Raw genomic sequence first — 17,751 nt, 5'->3', positions numbered from 1 at the left:
ATGATCTGAAGGCCCGCGCCCGACCCCGCGAGGGACAGCTGACCAGCCGCGGTGAATCGGTTCCGGCTGGGCGCCCCTAGGCTCTCCAGGTGTTGATGCCCGAGGTGGTCACGGTCGGACCGGCGGGGCTGGGCGCGCGCTCCTGGCGCGGTGGCGGTGGCCGGCCGGTGCTGTTGGTCCACGGCCTGTCGTCAAACGCCCAGCTGTGGGACGGCGTCGCCGCGCGGCTCGCCGAGGCGGGTCACCCGGTGGTCGCGGTGGACCTGCGCGGTCATGGTTCGTCCGAGGACGTCCCGGACACGGACACCGACGACCTCGACGCGGCTCCGACCGATCCCACCCGGTTGGCGGCCGAGGACCTCGCCGCGGTCTGCGCGGACCTCGGATGGAGCGCGCCCGTCGTCGCGGGGCACGCGTGGGGCGGCAACATCGCTCTCCAGCTCGCTGCCGACCGTCCCGGGCTCGTGCACGGGCTCGCGCTCGTCGACGGTGGGTGGTTGCACCTCGGCGACCAGTTCCCCGACCTCGACGCGGCGTGGTCGGTGCTGGCGCCGCCCCGGTTCGACGGCGTGACCTCGGCGGCGGTGCGCGCCAGCTTGCGTACAGGTCACCCGGACTGGCCGGAGGCGGCCATCGAGGGGGTGCTGGGCAACCTCCGCGAGCGCGCCGACGGCAGCGTGACTCCGCGACTGGAGCGCGAGCGGCATCGCGCGATCATCGGCAGCTTGCTCCGGCACCGGCCGCGGACCCTGTACCCGTTGGTGCGGTGCCGCGTGCTGCTGCTCGCGGCGACCGGCGACGCCACGCCGGTCCGCAAGCGCGACCAGCTCAGCGAAGCGGCCACCGCCATGGCGCACGCGGAGCTCGTGGAGTTCCGCGGCGGCGACCACGATCTCCACGCGCACCGGCCGGTACGGGTGGCCGAGGAGATCGCCCGGCTGGCGTGACCGGTCACCCGGCTCCGACCCGCCTGTGGGGGATGGGGCGTGCCCCTGCCGCCGTGAGGTGGCACGATCGGCGTCGCGTTCGTACACGAGGAGGAAATATGCCTGAGGGCACCGTGAAGTGGTTCAACGGCGAAAAGGGTTTCGGCTTCATCGCCCCCGACGACGGCGGGAAGGACGTTTTCGTTCACTACTCGGCTATCCAGGGCAGCGGGTTCAAGTCGTTGGAGGAGGGCCAGCGGGTGTCCTTCGAGACCAGCCAGGGTCAGAAGGGGCCGCAGGCGGACAGCGTCCGTGTGATCTGACCATGACCCGGCCCCCTCGGCGAGCCGTCGGACTGGCCGAGCTGGTCCGTCGGTGTACGGCACACGCTCCGCCGGGGTGACGCCGAGCCGGCCGGCCTGTGCCGGAAATCGGCTGGTTCTTCCGACACTGGACCTTTTATGCTTGCCGGACCGGGATCGCGCGGTCCGGCAGGTTGCGGGCGCTGTGGCAGAGTGGCCCATTGCACCGGCACGGGGAAGGCTCTCCCCGTGCCGGCTAGTCGAGGCAGGGTGAGCCCTGCTCGGCCTCGCCGCGGGTTCGAATCCCGTCGGCGCTCCGCAGCCGATTCCAAAATTTCCCGCGAGCGGACCGACGGCGAGTGGCGCCCGATCTGGGCGACTGTTCAACGATACGTACGGATGGCCGCGGCCAGATCTCGCGACCCGCTCTCCAGTCCGGGTCCGGTAGCTACCGCTGCGGCCGCGCCGAACTCGACGTCGTCTTCAGGCCGGCGAGGCGTGATCGGGCCGTCATCGGCCTCCCACCGGAACGGGAGCAGGCCCGGTAGTTCCGCGGTCATCGCTGGGCTGCCGAGGGGATGACGCGGGGATGGCGTTGTCGATGAGGACGGCGGCGATGGCGGCGGCGGTGGGGAAGGAATCGCTGTTGAGGACTCGGGTGCGGGCCGAGGCGCCGTCGATGAGCAGCGCCAGTTGTTCGCCGAGTTGTTCGGGGTTGGTGGCGCCGGCTTCGCGGGCGGTTTCGGTGAGCCGCGCGGCGATGGCGGTCTTGTAGTCGCGTGCGTACTGGGATGCGGGGTGTTGGGGGTCGTGGAGTTCGACGGCCGCCGCGATGTAGGGGCACAGGGGCGTGGACGCGGGCATCTCGAAGGCGGCGAGGAGTCGTTCGCGGGGTGTGCGGTCGGTGCGGTCGAACACCCCGGGCATGACGTCGGGATCGAATCGGCGCAGGTATTCGGCGACGAGTTCGTCCTTGCTGGTGAAGTGCTGGTAGGCCGTGCGCTTGGACACCTGGGCCGCGGCGCAGAGTTGGTCCATGCCGGTGCGGTTGACGCCCTGATCGCGGAACAGCTGCTGTGACGCGCTGAGGATGCGCTCGCGTGCGCCCCTGCCGCGGCGCCGGCCCAGGGGGCCCTTCGCCAACTCCGTCATGCCGCCAGCGTAGACCGTTCGGTACGGATCGGTCTACATAGCTTGCGCTCCGACCGGTCGTCGCCGAGTACGGAGACGCCCTCGCGGGCAAGGTCATCGTCGACATCAGCAACCCCTTCAACGCCACGTTCGACGGACTGGCCCACAGCGAGGAGACCTCGATCGCGCAGGAAGTCGCCAAGGTGGCCCCGGCCGGCGCGAGCGTGGTGAAGGCGTTCAACACCATCTTCCGTAGTGTCCTGGAGAAGGGCCGGCCCGACGTCTTCATCGCTGGCGACGATGCGCGGGCCAAGGCGGGCGTGGCGGCATTCATCGAGAGCCTCGGGCTGCGTCCGCTGGACGTCGGCGGCCTGAAAATGGCGCACTGGCTGGAAGGAGTGGGCGTGGTCACGGTGGGCCTCGCCGGCAATGGGGTTGGCCACTGGGACTTCGCCCTTGGCGTCAACGAATTTACCGGCTGAGCCCCCCGGGCGCGGTCGAGGGGGCCGTCAGGGCAGGCGGGGCAGCATGTCCCGGGCCGAGTGGCTCAGGATGCGCAGGTTCTCGGCGAACTGGTCCCGGTCCTCCGGCGGGAGTGGTTCCAGGAAGTAGCGGCGGATGTTCTGGACGTGGATCCGGGACGCGGTGACCGCCGTCTGCTCGCCCTGCGGGGTGAGGCGCACAAGCCGCCCGCGCCGGTCGACCGGGTCCTCGACGCGTTGGACCAGGCCGGCCGCCTCCATGCGGTCGACCAGTCGGGTCGCGCCGCCGGTCGTCAGCACCTGTTCCCGTGCGATGGCCCGCATCGAGAGTCCCGGCTCGCCCGCCCGTCCGAGGATGAGTAGCACCTCGAAGACGAGATGGCTGATGCCGCACTGCTCCTCGAGGGCGTGCCCGAGGATGTACTCCAGCCGGTTGGCCGCCCCCTGCAGTCGCCCGAAGGCGAGGACCAGCTCGTTGTCGGCGGCATCCTTCGCCGTCGCGATCTCTGCTAGCTCGTCCACTTCGCCGCCTTCTCCTGGGCCTTGCCGCACGTCACAGATCGTGCCTTGTGTCGATCGTGGTCGTCAGCGTGCGGCGTGGCGGCGACGCTTCTGACGAGTCCGCGGCAAGACCGCCGGCGGTCGTTGCAGGTCGGCGGGGTGCTTCATCGCGAGTGTTGACCACCGCGGCGTCCCGTGACTACCTTAACTGAAGTCAATTCACTTCATAGGCGAGGTGGTTGCTCGATGGCACCGGACGGCGCTCTGCGGCAGACGAATCTCGGTCTCGTGCGCGACTACATCGCCCTGATCAACGCCTGGGACTTCGACGGTATGTGCGACCTGCTCGCCGAGGACGTCGTGTTCGAGATCAGGTTCCCCGCGCCGGGGATGCGGACCCGCATCGATGGCCGCGAGGCTCTGCTCGACTTCCAGCGTTCGGTCAGCTCGATGATCCTCTCCGAGAACCTGCACGACCTCCGGCTCGACACGCTCCATTCCGACCCCGGCGAGGTGCTCGCCGAGTACCGCAGTGACATGCGGATGGCCGACCCGAGCCTGCGCTACACGAACGACTACCTCAGCCGCTTCACGGTCCGGGACGGCCGGATCACGCGGTTCGTCGAGGCCTTCGATTCCGTGCGCCTCGTCCAGGGCTTCGGCGGTCGCGTCGAAGCACCCGTCATCGGATGACCCGAGGGAGAACCATGTCCAGCGATCTCCGCAACGGCCCCACCCGGTTCGGCGTCTTCCAGGCCCCGTTCCACAAGATCGGGATCAACCCGACGCTCAGCTTCGAGCGCGACCTGCGGCTCATCGAGCTCGCCGACCGGCTGGGGTTCCAGGAGGCGTGGATCGGTGAGCACCACTCGGGTGGGCACGAGCCGATCGGCTCCCCTGAGGTCTTCCTGGCCGCGGCGGCCGAGCGCACCCGGACGATCAAGCTCGGCGCCGGGGTGATCTCGTTGCCGTACCACAACCCGTTCATGGTGGCCGAGCGGATGGTGCTGCTCGACCACCTCTCCCGCGGCCGCGCGATCATGGGTTTCGGTCCTGGGCAGCTCGCGTCGGACGCGCACATGATCGGCCTCGACGCCGGCGTCCTGCGCGAGCGGATGCTGGAGGCGGCCGAGGTCGTGGTGCGGCTGTGCCGCGGCGAGGTCGTCACCGCCGAGACCGAGTGGTTCAGCCTGCGCGACGCCCGGCTCCAGGTCCTGCCGTACAGCCGCCCGACGATCGACACGGTCGTCGCGGCGGTCGCCTCTCCGGCCGGGCCGCGCACCGCAGGCCGCCTTGGTGTCGGCATGATCAACCTGGCCGCGACATCGCCCGCCGCGTTCGCGGCGCTGCGCGACCACTGGTCGATCGTCGAGGCGGAAGCGGCCGAGGCCGGGACGCAGGTCTCCCAGGCGGACTGGCGCCTCGCCGGCATCATGCACATCGCCGAGACGGCCGAGCAGGCCCGGGAGGACTGCCGGTACGGCTTCGAGGAGATCTGGGGCTACCTCGGTGAGATCTCCCCGCTCCCGGCCTCGCAGGAGACCGGGTTCGAGGGCCGGATCGACGAGGCGATCGACGCGGGCAACATCCTCATCGGCACCCCTGACGACGCGATCCGGCTGATCGAGAGCCTGGCGGAGCAGAGTGGCGGGTTCGGCTGCTTCGTGATGAACCTGACCGACTTCGCGTCGCCCCGCGCCCGGGAGAAGTCCGTCGAGCTGTTCGCCGAGTACGTCATCCCGCACTTCCGCGGCCAGCTCGCACCCATGCACGCCTCGCACGACTGGGTGCTCGGCGCCAAGGGGGCAGGCTCGACGACCGTCTGGAAGGACCGGACGATCAGCGCCATCGAGCAGGCGACGAAGACGTACGCAGCCGAGAAGCAGCAATGACACACCCGGCCGGTGCGCCGCTCGCCCTCGGTGGCCTGACGTTGCGCAACCGGCTCGTGGTGACCGCGCACGGCCTGGCCACCGTGACCGACGGCGTTCCCACGGCGCAGGACGCGGCCTACTGGACCCGGCTATCGGCCGGCGGTGCCGCCCTGCTGATCGCCGGCGGCACCCAGGTGTCGCCGGACTCGGTGCTCAAGAACCGGATCCTCACCGAGGCCTACGACCGGCGGGCGATTCCGGGCCTCGCCGAACGGGCCGCGGCGATGCGGTCGGGCGGTGCCGTCGCCGGTATCCAGCTCGGCCACCTCGGCCGCGAGACGCTGGGCGCGGGCACCTTCCTGCCGTTCGTGGCGCCGAGCCCGGTGCCGGGCCCGCGCGAGCCTGCGCCCGCCCGGCCGCTCGACGTCGACGAGGTGGCCCGGATCGCGGAGGACTACCGGGTCAGCACCGCGCACTGCGTGGAGGCGGGGTTCGAGGTCGTCGAGATCCACGCGGCGCACGGGTACCTGCTGGCGCAGTTCCTCTCCAGGTCCGCCAACACCCGCACCGACCGCTACGGCGGCAGCCCGGCGAACCGCGCACGGGCGCTCGCGGAGGTCGTCCGGGCGGTGCGGGCCGGTGCAGGCGACCGCGTTGTCGTCGGGGTGCGCGTGTCGGTGGAGGGGGACGGGCCGCGACACCTGCGGCTGGAGGAGCTCGCCGAGCTGCTGCCCCTTGTGCAGGCGGAAGCGCCATTCGACTACCTCGACCTGACCTGGGGCGACCGCGGGCGGTACGTCCCAGACATGGGGACGGTGCGACCTCCGCTGCTCGGCCGCGCTCTGCTCGATTCCACGGCGGAACTGCGGGCGGAGCTGGGCGTCCCGTTGCTGCTCTGTGCGGCGTTCCGCCGGTCCGCCGACATCGCGGAGGCGCTCGAGTCCGGGGCCGCGGACCTGGTCGGGAGCGCGCGGGCGCACATCGCGGATCCGGACTTCGCGCGCAAGGTGCTCGACGGCCGCGACGCCGAGATCCGGCCGTGCGTCGCCTGCCTGCAGGACTGCCGCAGCTACGACCCGACCGGACTCTGCGCCGTCAACCCGGACCTCGCGCCGGCCGGCGAGTCGCGCAAGCCCGCACGGCCCTACCGGCCCGCCGGGCACGTCCCGTCGGGGCCGCGGGTGCTCGTCGTCGGCGCCGGCCCTGCCGGCCTTGAGTGTGCGATCACCGCGTCCGCGCGTCCGGGCGTCGAGGTGGTGCTCCTGGAGCGGTCGCGCCGGATCGGCGGTCAGCTGTGCTCCGCGTCGGCCGCCCCGCACCGCTCCGGCTGGGCGGACCTGCTGGCCTACTACCGCCGACGGCTCGACGCGCTCGGCGTGCGGGTCCGGCTCGGTGCGGAACCGACGGAGGCGGATCTTGCGGCCGCCGACGAGATCGTGTGGGCGGTGGGCGCGCAGGAGTCCGTGCCGACCGTCGAGGGTGCCGTCACCGCGGAGACCTTGTTGCGCGACGCCGGGACGCTGCTGACCGGCACCCGCTCGGTGGTGGTGTGTGACGACGGGTTCGGCGGCTGGCCCGGTGTCGGCGCGGTCGAGGCCGCGCTCGCCGCGGGCGTCCCGCGAGTCGTGCTCACCACACCCGGCAGCGCGTTCGCCGGGGCCATCCCGGCCGAGTCGCGCACGCAGCTCCTGGAGCGGCTCGCCGGCCGCCCCTTGGACGTCCGGCCGCTGTGTGCGCCCGTCGCGTGGGATGGCGGGGTGCTGCGGCTGCGCCGGGTGCTCGACGGCGCGGAGGAAACGGTGCCCGCCGACCTCGTGGTGCAGGTCGGCACCCGGTATCCGCGGCCGGTGCCGCATCCGGACCGGCCGGCCACCCGGATCGGCGACGCCGTGGCACCTCGCCAGGTGAGCCACGCGATCGCCGAGGGCCGGGCCGCCGGCCTCGACATCCGTACGCGCACTGCGGCACGTATCGGCCGGCCCGACGGGAAGGGGTAGCAGTGGCAGGCAAGCTCGAAGGCAGGGTCGCGCTGGTGACCGGGGCCGCGCGCGGGCAGGGCCGCAGCCATGCGGTCCGGCTGGCCCGGGAGGGCGCGGACGTCGTGGCGATCGACATCTGCCGGCAGATGGCGAACGTCCCGTTCCCGATGGCCACGGCCGACGACCTGGCGGAGACGGCCCGGCAGATCGAGGAGCTCGACCGGCGCGTGGTCGCCGTCGAGGCGGATGTGAGGGACTACGCGGCGCTGTCGGCCGCGGTCGAGGAGGGCCTTGCGCGGCTCGGCCGCCTCGACGTCGTCGTCGCCAACGCCGGGATCTCGTCGAACGGGAAGCTTCACGAGCTGCCAGAGGAGGTCTGGCGGGACGTGATCGACGTGAACCTCACCGGGGTCTGGCACACCTGCAAGGCCACCGTTCCGCACGTGATCGCAGCAGGCGGCGGGTCGATCGTCCTGACCAGCTCGATGGCGGCGATCCGCACCTGGCAGAACATCGGGCACTACGCGGCGGCCAAGCACGGGGTGGTCGGCATCGCGCGCGTCCTCGCGGCGGAGCTCGCGCCGCACCGCGTCCGGGTCAACGCCATCCACCCCACCCAGGTCAACACCCCGATGCTGGACAACGAGTGGAGTTTCCGGCTCTTCCGCCCGGATCTCGAGAACCCCACGAAGGCCGACGTCGTCGGCCCGATGACGGCACTCAACGCGATCCCGGTGCCCTGGGTGGAGCCGGAGGACGTGAGCAACGCGGTCCTCTTCCTCGCCTCGAACGAGGCGCGTTACATCACGGGCGCCTCGCTGCCGATCGACGCGGGGGCCTCGGTGGTCTGACGTATTGAACCGAGCTCAGTTCAGGTATATGTTCCAATCTGTTCCGGTCCGACGACGCTGCCGTCGTCACCTGTCGAAGGGTCGCCGATGTCGACGCCATCACGGGCACGATCATCTGAGGACGCCGCCCGCGCGGGGCGGCGGGCGAGCATCGCCGCGGCGGTGGGCACCGCCATCGAGTACTACGACTTCGCGATCTACGGCTATCTGGCCGTGGTGCTGGCACCGCTGTTCTTCCCGGCGGGCGACGAGCTCGTCGGGCTGCTGGGAACGCTCGCCGTCTTCGGGAGCGGCTTCCTGGCCCGGCCCGTGGGCGGGATCGTGTTCGGCAGGCTCGGCGACCGGCGCGGCCGGCGGGTGGTGTTGCTGGCCACCGTGACGATCATGGGTATCGCGACGGTGGCGACGGGCCTGCTGCCGACCCACGCCACCGTGGGCGTCGCGGCGCCGATCCTCCTCACGCTGCTGAGGATCATGCAGGGCTTCTCGGCGGGCGGCGAGATCGGTGGGGCCGCTTCACTTGCGGTCGAGTCCGCGCCGGCGCGGCGACGGGGCCTGTTCGGCTCGGCGACCTCTGTCGGTTGCGCGGTCGGGATGGGGTTCGCGGCGGCCATGGTCGGGCTGATGACGACCGTGACCACGACCGAGCAGATGGCCTCATGGGGCTGGCGGGTCCCGTTCCTGGTCGGCGCGCCGCTGCTCGTCGTCGCGCTGCTGCTCAGGACGCGGGTCGAGGACTCGCCGCTGTTCCAGGAGATGGTGGCCGAGAGCGCGCCGGCGAAGGCGCCGGTCACGGAGGTGCTGCGCCATCACGGGGCCGCGACGCTGCGGGTGATCGGCATCGGCTACGCCCAGATGACGGCAGGCGGCCTCGGGTCGGTGTACCTGGTCGTGCACCTGTCCGCCGTGCTCGGCTACCCGCTCACCGGAACGATCTGGCTGACGGTGCTCATCACCGTGATGCCGCTGGCCGTGATCCCGTGGGCGGGCGGGCTCTCGGACCGGATCGGCCGGCGCAGCGTGCTCGCGATGGGGCTGGGCGGGTTCGCGGTGCTCGCGGTGCCGTGCTTCTGGCTCATGCAGCAGGGCAGCCTCGCGCTCGCCGTGGTCGCGGCGCTGGTCCTGAACGTGCCCTTCGGGATCGTGCAGGGTGTCGTGTACACCATCTATCCGGAGCTCTTCCCGACCCGGGTGCGGTACACGGGGGTGTCGCTCGGGTTCAACGTCGGCGGGGTGATCGGATCCGGCGCCTACGCGGTGGTCGCGACCTGGCTGATCAGCGCGACCGGTAGCTCGCTCGCCCCCGCGTTCTACCTGGTCTTCTCCGTCGTGGTGGGACTGGTGGCCGTGGCGACCGTGCGGGAGACCGCCCGCGTGGAGCTGCGGACCGGATCGGGCGCCACGGAGCCGGTCGAGGTCGCGCGATAGCCGGGCCACTCGGCTGGCGCGGCGACTTCACGGGCCGTCGGCATCGAGCAGGTGCTGGGCCCACGCGATGTCCTCGGCCAGGTCGTCGAGGTCGGGCCGCGGGGAGCCGGCGTCGGTGTCGGTGAGAGCGGCATGCAGCTCGAGCCAGGCCACCCGGTGGGGGCTCTCGTAGTGGGGTGGTCCGGTCCGCGCCCCGGCCTGGTCGAACTCGCTGATCCGCGCGGGCGCCGCGAGCCCGAGTCCGTCGAACCGGGCTCGTCTGCGCCGCTCCACGCCGATCAGGTCGACGGCCAGCGCCGGGTCGGGCCCCGGAGCGGCGGAGAGACTGATCCGCACGGTGCCCGCCGTTCCACTGATCTGGTACGCCGATGCCGACAGGGTGCCCGTGCCGAGGTGGTCGGGGCTGCCGACGACGGCCCGGACCAGCGCCAGCTGCTCGAGCAGCACGCGGTCGAGTCCTTCGTCGGTCATCGATGCCGTGCTGTCCAGGAGCGCCGCTGTGGCCGCATCGGCGCGCCAGCTCGGTGCAACATCGCGCCATGCGCGATCCGCCGACCGGCCCCTGTCGACCACGACCACCACGCCGGCGTCGCGGGCGACCGCGCCCGCGGCCCGCACCGCGTCCGATCCGTCCCCGGCCCCGGCGGCTGCCACGAGAACGCCGCGCACTCCCTGTCGCGCGGCGGCTTCGAGCTTCTCCACCCAACCCGCGACGGAGGCGTCGACCAGCGTGACGTCGCCCGCGTGCAGGGTCGGCCGGAACCGGTCCGGGATGCTGGACACCACTGCGTGATGCTGGTGGACCACGTGCCGCTCGCCTGCCGCCGCGACGGTGAGTGGGGCGGTCATGCCGCGCCCCTGATCAGCTTCTCGGCACCGTCGGCCAGCTGTAGCGCGTAGAGCAGATCGGCGACGGCCTCCTGAACGGATATGGCGAGCTCGGCGCGGCCGGTCACCACGTCGGCCAGGTGTAGCCATTCCCTCTGGTAGCCGTTGGTTGCGCAGCGCCAGCTGCGGGAACCGGCCGCGGTGCGCAACTCCGCGACGGTGGATCCGGCCAGGACGTACGACGGTGGGAAGGCCAGGTGCAGGTGGTGGCCGGGACCCCAGGCGTCCAGCGTCCAGTCCGGCTGCCACTGCCCCGGCATCAGCGCCACCAGCCGTGCCGCGCCGGCCCCGCACCGGAAGGCCAGCTCGTAGCCGAAGGGCTGGACGGTGGTGGCCGAGGTGACCTCCGTGATCTCCGGCAGCACGGACCGGACGAGCGGCAGGTCGTGGGTGGCGAGCCCCAGTATCCCGCCCCGCAGCATCGCCACCTCCGCCTCGAGGGCATCCGGCTCGGGCCCACGCGTCGGGGGGCGTGCAGGCAGCGGGTCGGTCGCGAGATCCACCATCGCCTCGTTGGCGGGCAGGTACGTGCGCACGTGGACCAGCTGCGTGTCCGCTGCCTGCGCACCGAGGGCCTGGAAGGACGCCACCACGGCGGGGTCGTACGCGTGCATCGCCCCGACCACGACCGGGATCCCGGTCTCGGCGGACACGGCCGCGATCCGCTGGGCCTCGTCCACCGTCGTGGCGAACGGCTTCTCGCACAGCACGCCGCGCTTCCCCGCTCGTGCCGCCGCGGCGACCTGGTCGGCGTGGAACTCGTGCGGGCTGCAGATCGCCACCACGTCGACGTCGTCATCGGCGAGGAGTTGGTCGACGTCGGTGGTCGCCCGTGCCCCGACGCGCGCCGCCACGGCGGTGGCGACCTCGGGATCGACGTCCATCACGTGCCGCACCCGAAACCGGTCGGCGAGCGTGGCCAGCGTCGGCAGGTGGATCGCCTGCGTCACCGGGCCGGCACCGATCATCCCCACGCCCAGCGGCCTCATGCCGCGGAGCCGGTGCTCAGGTGCTGCTTGACCCACTCCGCCGAGACTGCGGCGGTCTCCTTCGGGGTCGGCTGGTCGGCGAGGTCCACCTCGACCACGAACCATCCGGTGAACCCGGCGAGCACGTCCAGCACGGCGGCGAAGTCGACGTCGCCGCGCCCCGGTTCGGTCCAGATGTGCTGGGCGACCGCGGTCATGTAGTCGTCGTCGTTGGAACGCTCCCGGACCGCGGCCCGGATGTCCTTGAGGTGCACGGCCCCGATCCGGTCCGGGTAGCGCTGGATGAACCGGGCCGGGTCGGCTCCGGCCCATGCGAGGTGTCCGGTGTCCGGGCCCACCAACAGCAGGGTGGGATCGATCCGATCGAGGATCGCGGTGGTCTCGGCCTCGGTCTCGATCCAGGTGCCGACGTGCTGGTGCAGGCACGGGGTCACCCCTTCGGCGACCATGGCGGCGGCGGCGTCGGTCAGGTTCTCGACGATGCGACTCAACCGGTCGGGCTGGAAGCCCGCGCCCTTCCCGGGCTGCTGGACGCGCTCCGCGGCGCCGAACTGCTCGGCGACGAAGATCCGGGACAGCCCGAGCGCCGCGTGCTCGCCGGCCACCCGGCGGGCGCTTTCGACGGTGGCGGACCGCGCATCGGGATCGGAGAACGGCGCCTGGAAGTAGCCGGGGGCCGGGGCGAGCCCGGTGTCGTCGAGCAGGCGACGGTAGTCGCGCGCCGACATGCCTGCCGGGATCTCGACGTGCACCGCGTCGAAGCCCGCATCGCGGATCTGCCGGTAGATCTCCGGCAGGGGCGGGGCGGCACCCGGGTCGTAGCCGTTCTCGGTGAAGTACCAGGTGAGCGGGTTGAATCCGACCTGCACGACTCCTGCCTCCCCAATCATTGGCCTGCCAGCGATCCGCCGATACCGCCCACGCTGAAGTAGCGGTTCAGCGCGGCGAACACGATCACCGGCGGGGCCAGCATGACCACGGCGACGGCCATGACCGATCCCCAGTCGGTGGTGTTCTGTTGGAAGAACGACTGCAGCCCGAGCGGAAGGGTGAACCGCTCCTGCGACCGCAGGAACACGATCGCGACCAGGTAGTCGTTCCACGACACCAGGAACGTGAAGATCGCGGTGGACAGCACACCCGGCAACGAGTTGCGCAACACGATGCGGACGAATCCGCCGAATACCGAGGCGCCGTCGATCCAGGCGGCCTCCTCCAAGGAGGCCGGGATCGTGTCCATGTAGGCCGCCATCATCCACGTGGCCACCGACATCGACGCGCCCACGTAGATGATCCCCAGCCCCACCAGATTGTCGACGAGGCGGATCTGGGCGAACAGGATGAACAGCGGGATCACGGCGGTGATCACGGGCAGCGACTGGACGATGAACAGCAACAACGAGTAGCCGGTGACGATGCGGCTGCGGCTTCGGGACAGCACGTATCCGGCAGGCGCGGCCACGACCACCGACACCAGCACGGTCGCGAGGGTCACGAGCAGGCTGTTGGCCAGCCAGGTGAGCGTCTGCGTCTGCGTGAAGACGTTGACGAAGTTCTCGAGGGTGAACGTGGCCGTGCTGGTCGACTGGGCGGACGGGCGCACGGACAACCACAGCACCGCGAGCACCGGGACCAGTACGACGGCGCAGATGACGAGCAGGAGGGCGAAGCGCCACCACTGGCCGCGCTGAGTGGTCGTGGTCATCAGATGGCCGCCTTCCTGATCTGGCGGTACAGCGCCACCGACACGACGACGAGGGTGATGGTCATGAGGTAGGCGATGGCCACCCCGGGGCCCACCTGGAAGTTCTGGAACACCGTGCGGTAGGCGAGCACGACGAGCGACGTCGTGGCGTCCACCGGACCGCCGCCGGTGAGCAGGTAGATGGTGGGGAAGTCGTTGACGCAGAAGATCGTCATGAGGATCCAGGAGATGTAGGTGGATCTGGCGATCATCGGCAGCGTGATCATGCGGAACTGCTGCCAGCGGGAGGCGCCGTCCACCCGGGCTGCCTCGTAGATCGTGTCGTCGACGCCCGCCAGGGCCGCGCTGGTCATGAGCATCATGAACGGGAAGCTCACCCAGACTTTGAAAACGCAGACCATGATCTGGGCCCATGTCGGGTCGGCGAGGAACAGCGGGGCGCCCAGCCCGAGTGTGGCGAAGAGCTGGGGCAGCGGGCTGTCTGCCGTGGCGACCAGCCAGTTCCAGGAGGTGGATGAGACGACGATGGGGACGACCCAGGGCAGCAGGAGCAGCACCTTGAAGAATCCGCGTGCCGGGATCGTCGTGCGCAGCAGCAGCGCCAAGCCCAGCCCGACCAGCCAGCTGCCGAACACGCCGACGAGCGTGAAGACCAGCGTGAAGCCGACGGCGTTCCAGAACGCCGAGCTGGTCAGGACGTTCTCGTAGTTGGTGAGCCCGACGAATGTCCCCGGGTTGATCAGGTTCCCGTTGCGCACCGACTGCAGGGCTGCGTACACAACGGGATACGCGTTGATCAGCAGGAGTAGCACCACGGACGGCAGGATCAGCAGCACGTAGACGCGTGTCGGGCCGCCGGTGCGCCGTCGCGGTGGCGCCGGGGCCGGGGCCTCTTCGCCGAGCTGCCGTTCGGTGATCGTTGTCATCGCACTCTCCGATCGGGGCTACTTGACGATCGAGGAGAGCCCGGTCTGGAGCGTCGTCAGCGCGGTCCGTGGATCGGTCTGGCCGGCGAACATGGTCTGGGCGAACTGGGTGAGTGGATCGCCGGCGTCGATCTGGGCCAGCCTGGCTGTCAGCTGCGTGGACAGGGCGGCATAGGTTTTCGCCACCGGCTGGTACTCCTGGATGACCTTGAGCTTCTGGGTCTGCTGCTGGAACTCGGGCAGGGCGACGATGGATTTGAGGACGGGCAGCCCGGGCATGACGTTCTGCTGCCACAGCGTCTTCATGTTCTTGATGAAGTAGGTGAGGAACGCCTCGGAGCCCTGCTGGGACGGGGTGTTCATGTACATCATGATGTTGTTCACGAAGGACAGGCCCGACGTGTCTCCGTGCGGACCCGTCAGCGGGCTCATGACGAGCAGGTCGCCGGTCGTGTCGCCGGTGTCGGCGTCCAACCCGGCGCTGTCGATGCCCATGGCGAACTTCTTGTTCTTCCACTGGGCGAAGGTGTTGTCCCGGGTGTAGCTGACCGTCCCCGGGTCGACGATCCCGGACCTCACGAGTTCCTGGACGAAGGTCATGGCCTCGACGTTGCGGTCGGTGACCAGGTCGACCGTGCCGTCGGGGGTGAAGATGCCGCCGCCGTTGTTGATCATCATCATGATCAGGGTGTGCGCGCCGATGGGCGAGCCGGGTCCGATGCCGGTCCCGAAGCCGTACATGCCCTTCTGCGCCAGGGCGCGGCCCGCCGTCAGCAGCTCGTCCCAGTTGGTGGGCGGGGCGACGCCTGCCTCGTCGAGGGATGACTTGCGGTACCACCACACGCGCATGTCGAGCTGCCACGGAACGGCGACGTAGCCGGCCGGAGTCCTCATGGGCTCGACCGTTCCGGGGAGGAAGTCGTCGAGCGTGCCGTCGGCCTGGAAGGCCGTGATCACGTTGTCCGCGTAGGCGATGGCACCCTGCTCGGCGAACTGGAAGGCCTGGAAGCCGCCGCCGGTACTGAGGGCGGGACCCGTGTTCGACGCGATCGCCGACGAGAACGTCTGCACGAAGTTGTTCCACGGAATGCTCTGGTAGGTCGCCGACGGCAACCCGTTCGCGGGGCGGTATGCCTCGGTGAGCGCCTGCGCCGCAGGCGGGTAGGCGGCCGCGCCCCATGGCATGTCCCAGAAGGCGATGGAGTTGCCGCCGCCGGACGCGCTGCCGCCGCCGCACGCGGCGAGCAGCGAGCCCCCTACGGCCGCGGCACTCAGCCCGAGGAAGTTGCGTCGCGTGAGGACTTGCCGTTCTCGGGCGGTCATCGGTCTCTCCTTCGAGGCGCTCCGGTGCGACTGGGGAAGATCAATTCCCGATGAGGGCCGCGCTCATCCGTTCACGTGCGCCGTTCGCAGTGCGGCCTTGCCCTCGGCCACGGTCAACCGCGGACGGTCAGCACCTTAGGTTCGTGAGGAACCTAGCGCAATGCTTCAGGAACCTAAAAAGGTTCGCTACGCTCGCAGCGAGGGGGTGAGGACTCGATGCCCGTGTCAACGGTTGGTGATGGCGGTCCGGACAGCCCTGGGCTCGCCATGGTGCTGCACCTCGTCCGTTCGGGGATTGCGGTCACTCGGCCCGAGATCTCCCGGCTCAGCGGGCTCGGTCGGAAGGCCGTCGCGCTGCGTGTCGAGCAGCTGATCGCCTGTGGCCTGCTGAGTGAAGGCCGGTTCGGCCGGTCGACGGGCGGACGTCTCCCGCGTGAGCTCCAGTTCGAGGAACGCGCCGGGCTACTGCTCGTCGCCGAGCTCGGAGCAACCGTCATCAGCGTCGGCCTGACCGACCTGTCCGGCCGCCTGATCCAGGAGCACATCGAACCGGCCGACACCCTCGCAGGCGCCGAGACGACGCTGGCCAGGGTCGAGGAGATGTTCCGCAAGCTGCTGGCCGCGGCTGCGGACGAGCTCGCCGCTCCGCTGTGGGGGATCGGCATCGGCGTGCTCGGTCCGGTGGATGCGGCATCCGGCCGACCGGTGCCGCTGTCGTTCCTGCCCGGTTGGGGCGACTACCCCGTGCGCGACAGGCTCGAGGCGGCCTTCGGCGTGCCGGTGTGGGTCGACAACGAGGTCAACCTGATGGCGCTGGGCGAGTTCCGCCAGGGCGGCAGCCGAACGCCCGACATGATCTACGTCAAGATGGGCTCGGGCACGAAGGCCGGCATCATCAGCGGCGGACGGCTGATCCACGGGGTCGGCGGCGCCGCGGGCGAGATCGGCCACATCAGCGTGTCGGACGACCCCGCATTCGCGTGTGCCTGCGGGAACCTGGGCTGTCTGAACGAGTTCACCGGTTCCCAGCGGTTGGCCGCCGCTGGGCGGGAGGCGGCACGGAGCGGGCGCAGTGTTTCCCTCCGCGAGATCCACGAGGCGAAGGGCGACCTCGATGCCAACGACGTCGCGCGGGCAGCGGCAATGGGGGACCGGGCTGCGGTCGAGATCCTCAACCGCGCCGCCGACAAGGTCGGTCGCGTGCTCGCTGTGCTGGTCAACGTGCACAACCCGTCCTTGATCCTCATCGGTGGCACCGTCGCGGCCGCGGGGGACTCCTTCCTCTCGGCCATCCGGCAGGCGATGTACCCGCGTGCCTTTCCCTCGTCCGTGCGAGATCTGCGGGTGAGCTTCTCGCCGCTGAGTGATCGCGCGGGTCTCGTGGGTGCTGCCTTCCTCGCTCTCGATCAGCTTCTCGGACGTGCGGCGCTACCCGTCTGGATCGACAGCCACTCGCCGGCCGGTCACACCGCTGCGGATCTTCGTCTCGCTGCGCCGGAAACCCGAAAGGACCTGCCGTGAGCATTTCCAGCGACCTGACGTACACCCCGCTCTTCACCGGAACCGACCTCAGCGGCTGGACGCAGATCCCGCGCAGTTACGGGTCGCTGTACCCGGGTGGCCCGGAGGTCCTCGACGTCGTGGACCTCTTTCCCGCGGACTACGAGGAGCAGGCGCTCGCGCATCCGGCACGATGGACCGTCGAGGACGGCGCGGTGGTCGGCCGGCAGGACCCGCCCGGCTCCGGGTACGGCGGCTATCTCCTGTCCGATGAGGACTTCGGCGACTTCGAGCTCGTCGTCGAGGCGAAACCGGACTGGCCCGCGGACACCGGCATCATGATCCGTCGCAGGCCCGACTCGTGGGCCGGTCTGCAGATCCTCGTCGATCACCGTAGATCGGGCTCCATCGGCGGGTTCTTCGGGAACGGCATCGCCTCCTTCCACGCGGTTCCCTTCACGCTCGACGCCCGTTACGACGACCGCGGCAACGCGATCGGTCTCGGCCCGGACGACCCTGCGACGAGCTTCGAGCCGTTCACGGAGGCGAAGCGGGCGATGCTGACGCGCGCGGCCGATCTCGACGATTTCCTGCGCGTGTGGAAGTGGGGCGACTGGAACGAGTTCCGGATCCGGTGCGTGGGTGCGCTTCCGGCCGTGACCGTCTGGATCAACGACCTGCTCGTCGCCGAGATCGACCTCGCCACGCTCGAGGCGCCGAACTACGACCCGCAGGCGGTTCAGGAACTCCTCGGCCCGGCCGGCCGGATCGCGTTCGAGGCGCACGACAACGACCCAGCGCCGGGACTGGCCGAGGAGCGGTGGGCGCCCGACTCCGCCTGCCGCTGGCGAAACGCGCGCATCGCGCGGCTGTGAACCGGTCTGCAGCCTGCGCGTGCGTTTGCCGACGGGCAACAGGGCGGCGTGAGGCTTGCGGCCCGCATAGC

The 17,751-nt window shown here is 70.6% G+C and carries 18 protein-coding genes and 1 tRNA gene; 11 read left to right on the top strand and 8 right to left on the bottom strand.

Annotated features, from left to right (window positions below):
- Positions 1 to 95: 95 nt before the first annotated feature.
- The 3 genes from K1T35_RS36845 to K1T35_RS36835 all read left to right on the top strand — a co-directional run bounded on the left by K1T35_RS36845 (position 96) and on the right by K1T35_RS36835 (position 1,545).
- The gene (locus K1T35_RS36845) at positions 96 to 947 is read left to right on the top strand and encodes an alpha/beta fold hydrolase (protein WP_255622723.1); all 852 of its coding nucleotides are present in this window, start codon (positions 96 to 98) and stop codon (positions 945 to 947) included.
- A gap of 98 nt (positions 948 to 1,045) precedes the next feature.
- Positions 1,046 to 1,249 (top strand): cold-shock protein, encoded by a 204-nt coding sequence (locus K1T35_RS36840; RefSeq protein ID WP_147259109.1) that lies wholly within the window; start codon positions 1,046 to 1,048, stop codon positions 1,247 to 1,249.
- A gap of 178 nt (positions 1,250 to 1,427) precedes the next feature.
- A tRNA-Pro gene (locus tag K1T35_RS36835) sits at positions 1,428 to 1,545 on the top strand.
- Between the two features lie 193 nt (positions 1,546 to 1,738).
- Here K1T35_RS36835 and K1T35_RS36830 read toward each other — a convergent pair.
- Positions 1,739 to 2,380: a TetR/AcrR family transcriptional regulator gene (locus tag K1T35_RS36830; RefSeq protein ID WP_220255294.1), complete on the bottom strand. Its 642-nt coding sequence runs from the start codon at positions 2,378 to 2,380 to the stop codon at positions 1,739 to 1,741.
- Positions 2,381 to 2,562: 182 nt separating this feature from the next.
- Between K1T35_RS36830 and K1T35_RS36825 the strand changes: the two genes are divergently transcribed.
- The gene (locus K1T35_RS36825; RefSeq protein ID WP_255621128.1) at positions 2,563 to 2,841 is read left to right on the top strand and encodes a hypothetical protein; all 279 of its coding nucleotides are present in this window, start codon (positions 2,563 to 2,565) and stop codon (positions 2,839 to 2,841) included.
- A 27-nt stretch (positions 2,842 to 2,868) separates the two neighbouring features.
- On the opposite strand, the gene K1T35_RS36820 is transcribed toward K1T35_RS36825, so the two are convergent.
- Positions 2,869 to 3,363 carry a MarR family winged helix-turn-helix transcriptional regulator gene (locus K1T35_RS36820; RefSeq protein WP_220256338.1) on the bottom strand — a complete coding sequence of 165 codons (495 nt, stop codon included), beginning with the start codon at positions 3,361 to 3,363 and terminating at the stop codon, positions 2,869 to 2,871.
- Between the two features lie 225 nt (positions 3,364 to 3,588).
- Here K1T35_RS36820 and K1T35_RS36815 point away from each other — a divergent pair, with 225 nt between their 5' ends.
- The 5 genes from K1T35_RS36815 (at position 3,589) to K1T35_RS36795 (ending at position 9,474) form a co-directional block, all read left to right on the top strand.
- On the top strand, positions 3,589 to 4,035 hold the full coding sequence (locus K1T35_RS36815; protein WP_220256337.1) for a nuclear transport factor 2 family protein: 447 nt from the start codon (positions 3,589 to 3,591) through the stop codon (positions 4,033 to 4,035).
- 14 nt (positions 4,036 to 4,049) lie between these two features.
- Complete coding sequence (locus K1T35_RS36810) at positions 4,050 to 5,234, top strand: LLM class flavin-dependent oxidoreductase (RefSeq protein ID WP_220256336.1); 1,185 nt, start codon at positions 4,050 to 4,052, stop codon at positions 5,232 to 5,234.
- Positions 5,231 to 7,213: an FAD-dependent oxidoreductase gene (locus tag K1T35_RS36805; RefSeq protein WP_220256335.1), complete on the top strand. Its 1,983-nt coding sequence runs from the start codon at positions 5,231 to 5,233 to the stop codon at positions 7,211 to 7,213. The genes K1T35_RS36810 and K1T35_RS36805 overlap by 4 nt, the downstream gene beginning before the upstream one ends.
- Positions 7,214 to 7,215: 2 nt before the next feature.
- On the top strand, positions 7,216 to 8,046 hold the full coding sequence (locus K1T35_RS36800) for a mycofactocin-coupled SDR family oxidoreductase (protein WP_220256334.1): 831 nt from the start codon (positions 7,216 to 7,218) through the stop codon (positions 8,044 to 8,046).
- 87 nt (positions 8,047 to 8,133) lie between these two features.
- The gene (locus K1T35_RS36795) at positions 8,134 to 9,474 is read left to right on the top strand and encodes an MFS transporter (protein WP_220256333.1); all 1,341 of its coding nucleotides are present in this window, start codon (positions 8,134 to 8,136) and stop codon (positions 9,472 to 9,474) included.
- A 27-nt stretch (positions 9,475 to 9,501) separates the two neighbouring features.
- Here the strand turns inward: K1T35_RS36795 and K1T35_RS36790 are convergent, their stop codons facing one another.
- Genes K1T35_RS36790 through K1T35_RS36765 form a run of 6 tightly spaced genes read right to left on the bottom strand, consistent with a single transcriptional unit; the run spans position 9,502 to position 15,305 of the window.
- Positions 9,502 to 10,323 (bottom strand): hypothetical protein, encoded by an 822-nt coding sequence (locus tag K1T35_RS36790; RefSeq protein WP_220256332.1) that lies wholly within the window; start codon positions 10,321 to 10,323, stop codon positions 9,502 to 9,504.
- The gene (locus K1T35_RS36785; protein WP_220256331.1) at positions 10,320 to 11,351 is read right to left on the bottom strand and encodes a Gfo/Idh/MocA family protein; all 1,032 of its coding nucleotides are present in this window, start codon (positions 11,349 to 11,351) and stop codon (positions 10,320 to 10,322) included. The genes K1T35_RS36790 and K1T35_RS36785 overlap by 4 nt, the downstream gene beginning before the upstream one ends.
- The gene (locus K1T35_RS36780; protein ID WP_220256330.1) at positions 11,348 to 12,220 is read right to left on the bottom strand and encodes a sugar phosphate isomerase/epimerase; all 873 of its coding nucleotides are present in this window, start codon (positions 12,218 to 12,220) and stop codon (positions 11,348 to 11,350) included. The genes K1T35_RS36785 and K1T35_RS36780 overlap by 4 nt, the downstream gene beginning before the upstream one ends.
- 17 nt (positions 12,221 to 12,237) lie before the next feature.
- Entirely contained in the window at positions 12,238 to 13,056 is an 819-nt protein-coding gene (locus K1T35_RS36775; RefSeq protein ID WP_220256329.1) for a carbohydrate ABC transporter permease, read from the bottom strand.
- Positions 13,056 to 13,982: a carbohydrate ABC transporter permease gene (locus K1T35_RS36770; RefSeq protein WP_220256328.1), complete on the bottom strand. Its 927-nt coding sequence runs from the start codon at positions 13,980 to 13,982 to the stop codon at positions 13,056 to 13,058. Before K1T35_RS36770 ends, K1T35_RS36775 begins: the two co-directional genes overlap by 1 nt.
- 18 nt (positions 13,983 to 14,000) lie before the next feature.
- Positions 14,001 to 15,305, bottom strand: coding sequence for an ABC transporter substrate-binding protein (locus K1T35_RS36765; RefSeq protein WP_220256327.1), 1,305 nt, complete (start codon positions 15,303 to 15,305; stop codon positions 14,001 to 14,003).
- Positions 15,306 to 15,527: 222 nt separating this feature from the next.
- On the opposite strand from K1T35_RS36765, the gene K1T35_RS36760 reads away from it, so the two are divergent.
- Both K1T35_RS36760 and K1T35_RS36755 read left to right on the top strand, forming a co-directional pair.
- Entirely contained in the window at positions 15,528 to 16,826 is a 1,299-nt protein-coding gene (locus K1T35_RS36760) for an ROK family protein (protein ID WP_255621127.1), read from the top strand.
- Positions 16,823 to 17,680: a DUF1080 domain-containing protein gene (locus tag K1T35_RS36755; protein WP_220256325.1), complete on the top strand. Its 858-nt coding sequence runs from the start codon at positions 16,823 to 16,825 to the stop codon at positions 17,678 to 17,680. The genes K1T35_RS36760 and K1T35_RS36755 overlap by 4 nt, the downstream gene beginning before the upstream one ends.
- The last annotated feature ends 71 nt before the right edge of the window (positions 17,681 to 17,751 follow it).

The sequence above is a fragment of the Pseudonocardia sp. DSM 110487 genome (genome assembly GCF_019468565.1).
Classification (GTDB): Bacteria; Actinomycetota; Actinomycetes; order Mycobacteriales; family Pseudonocardiaceae; genus Pseudonocardia.
The sequence above is the reverse complement of the archived record's forward strand: the minus strand, read 5'-3'. Positions and strand labels throughout refer to the sequence as shown.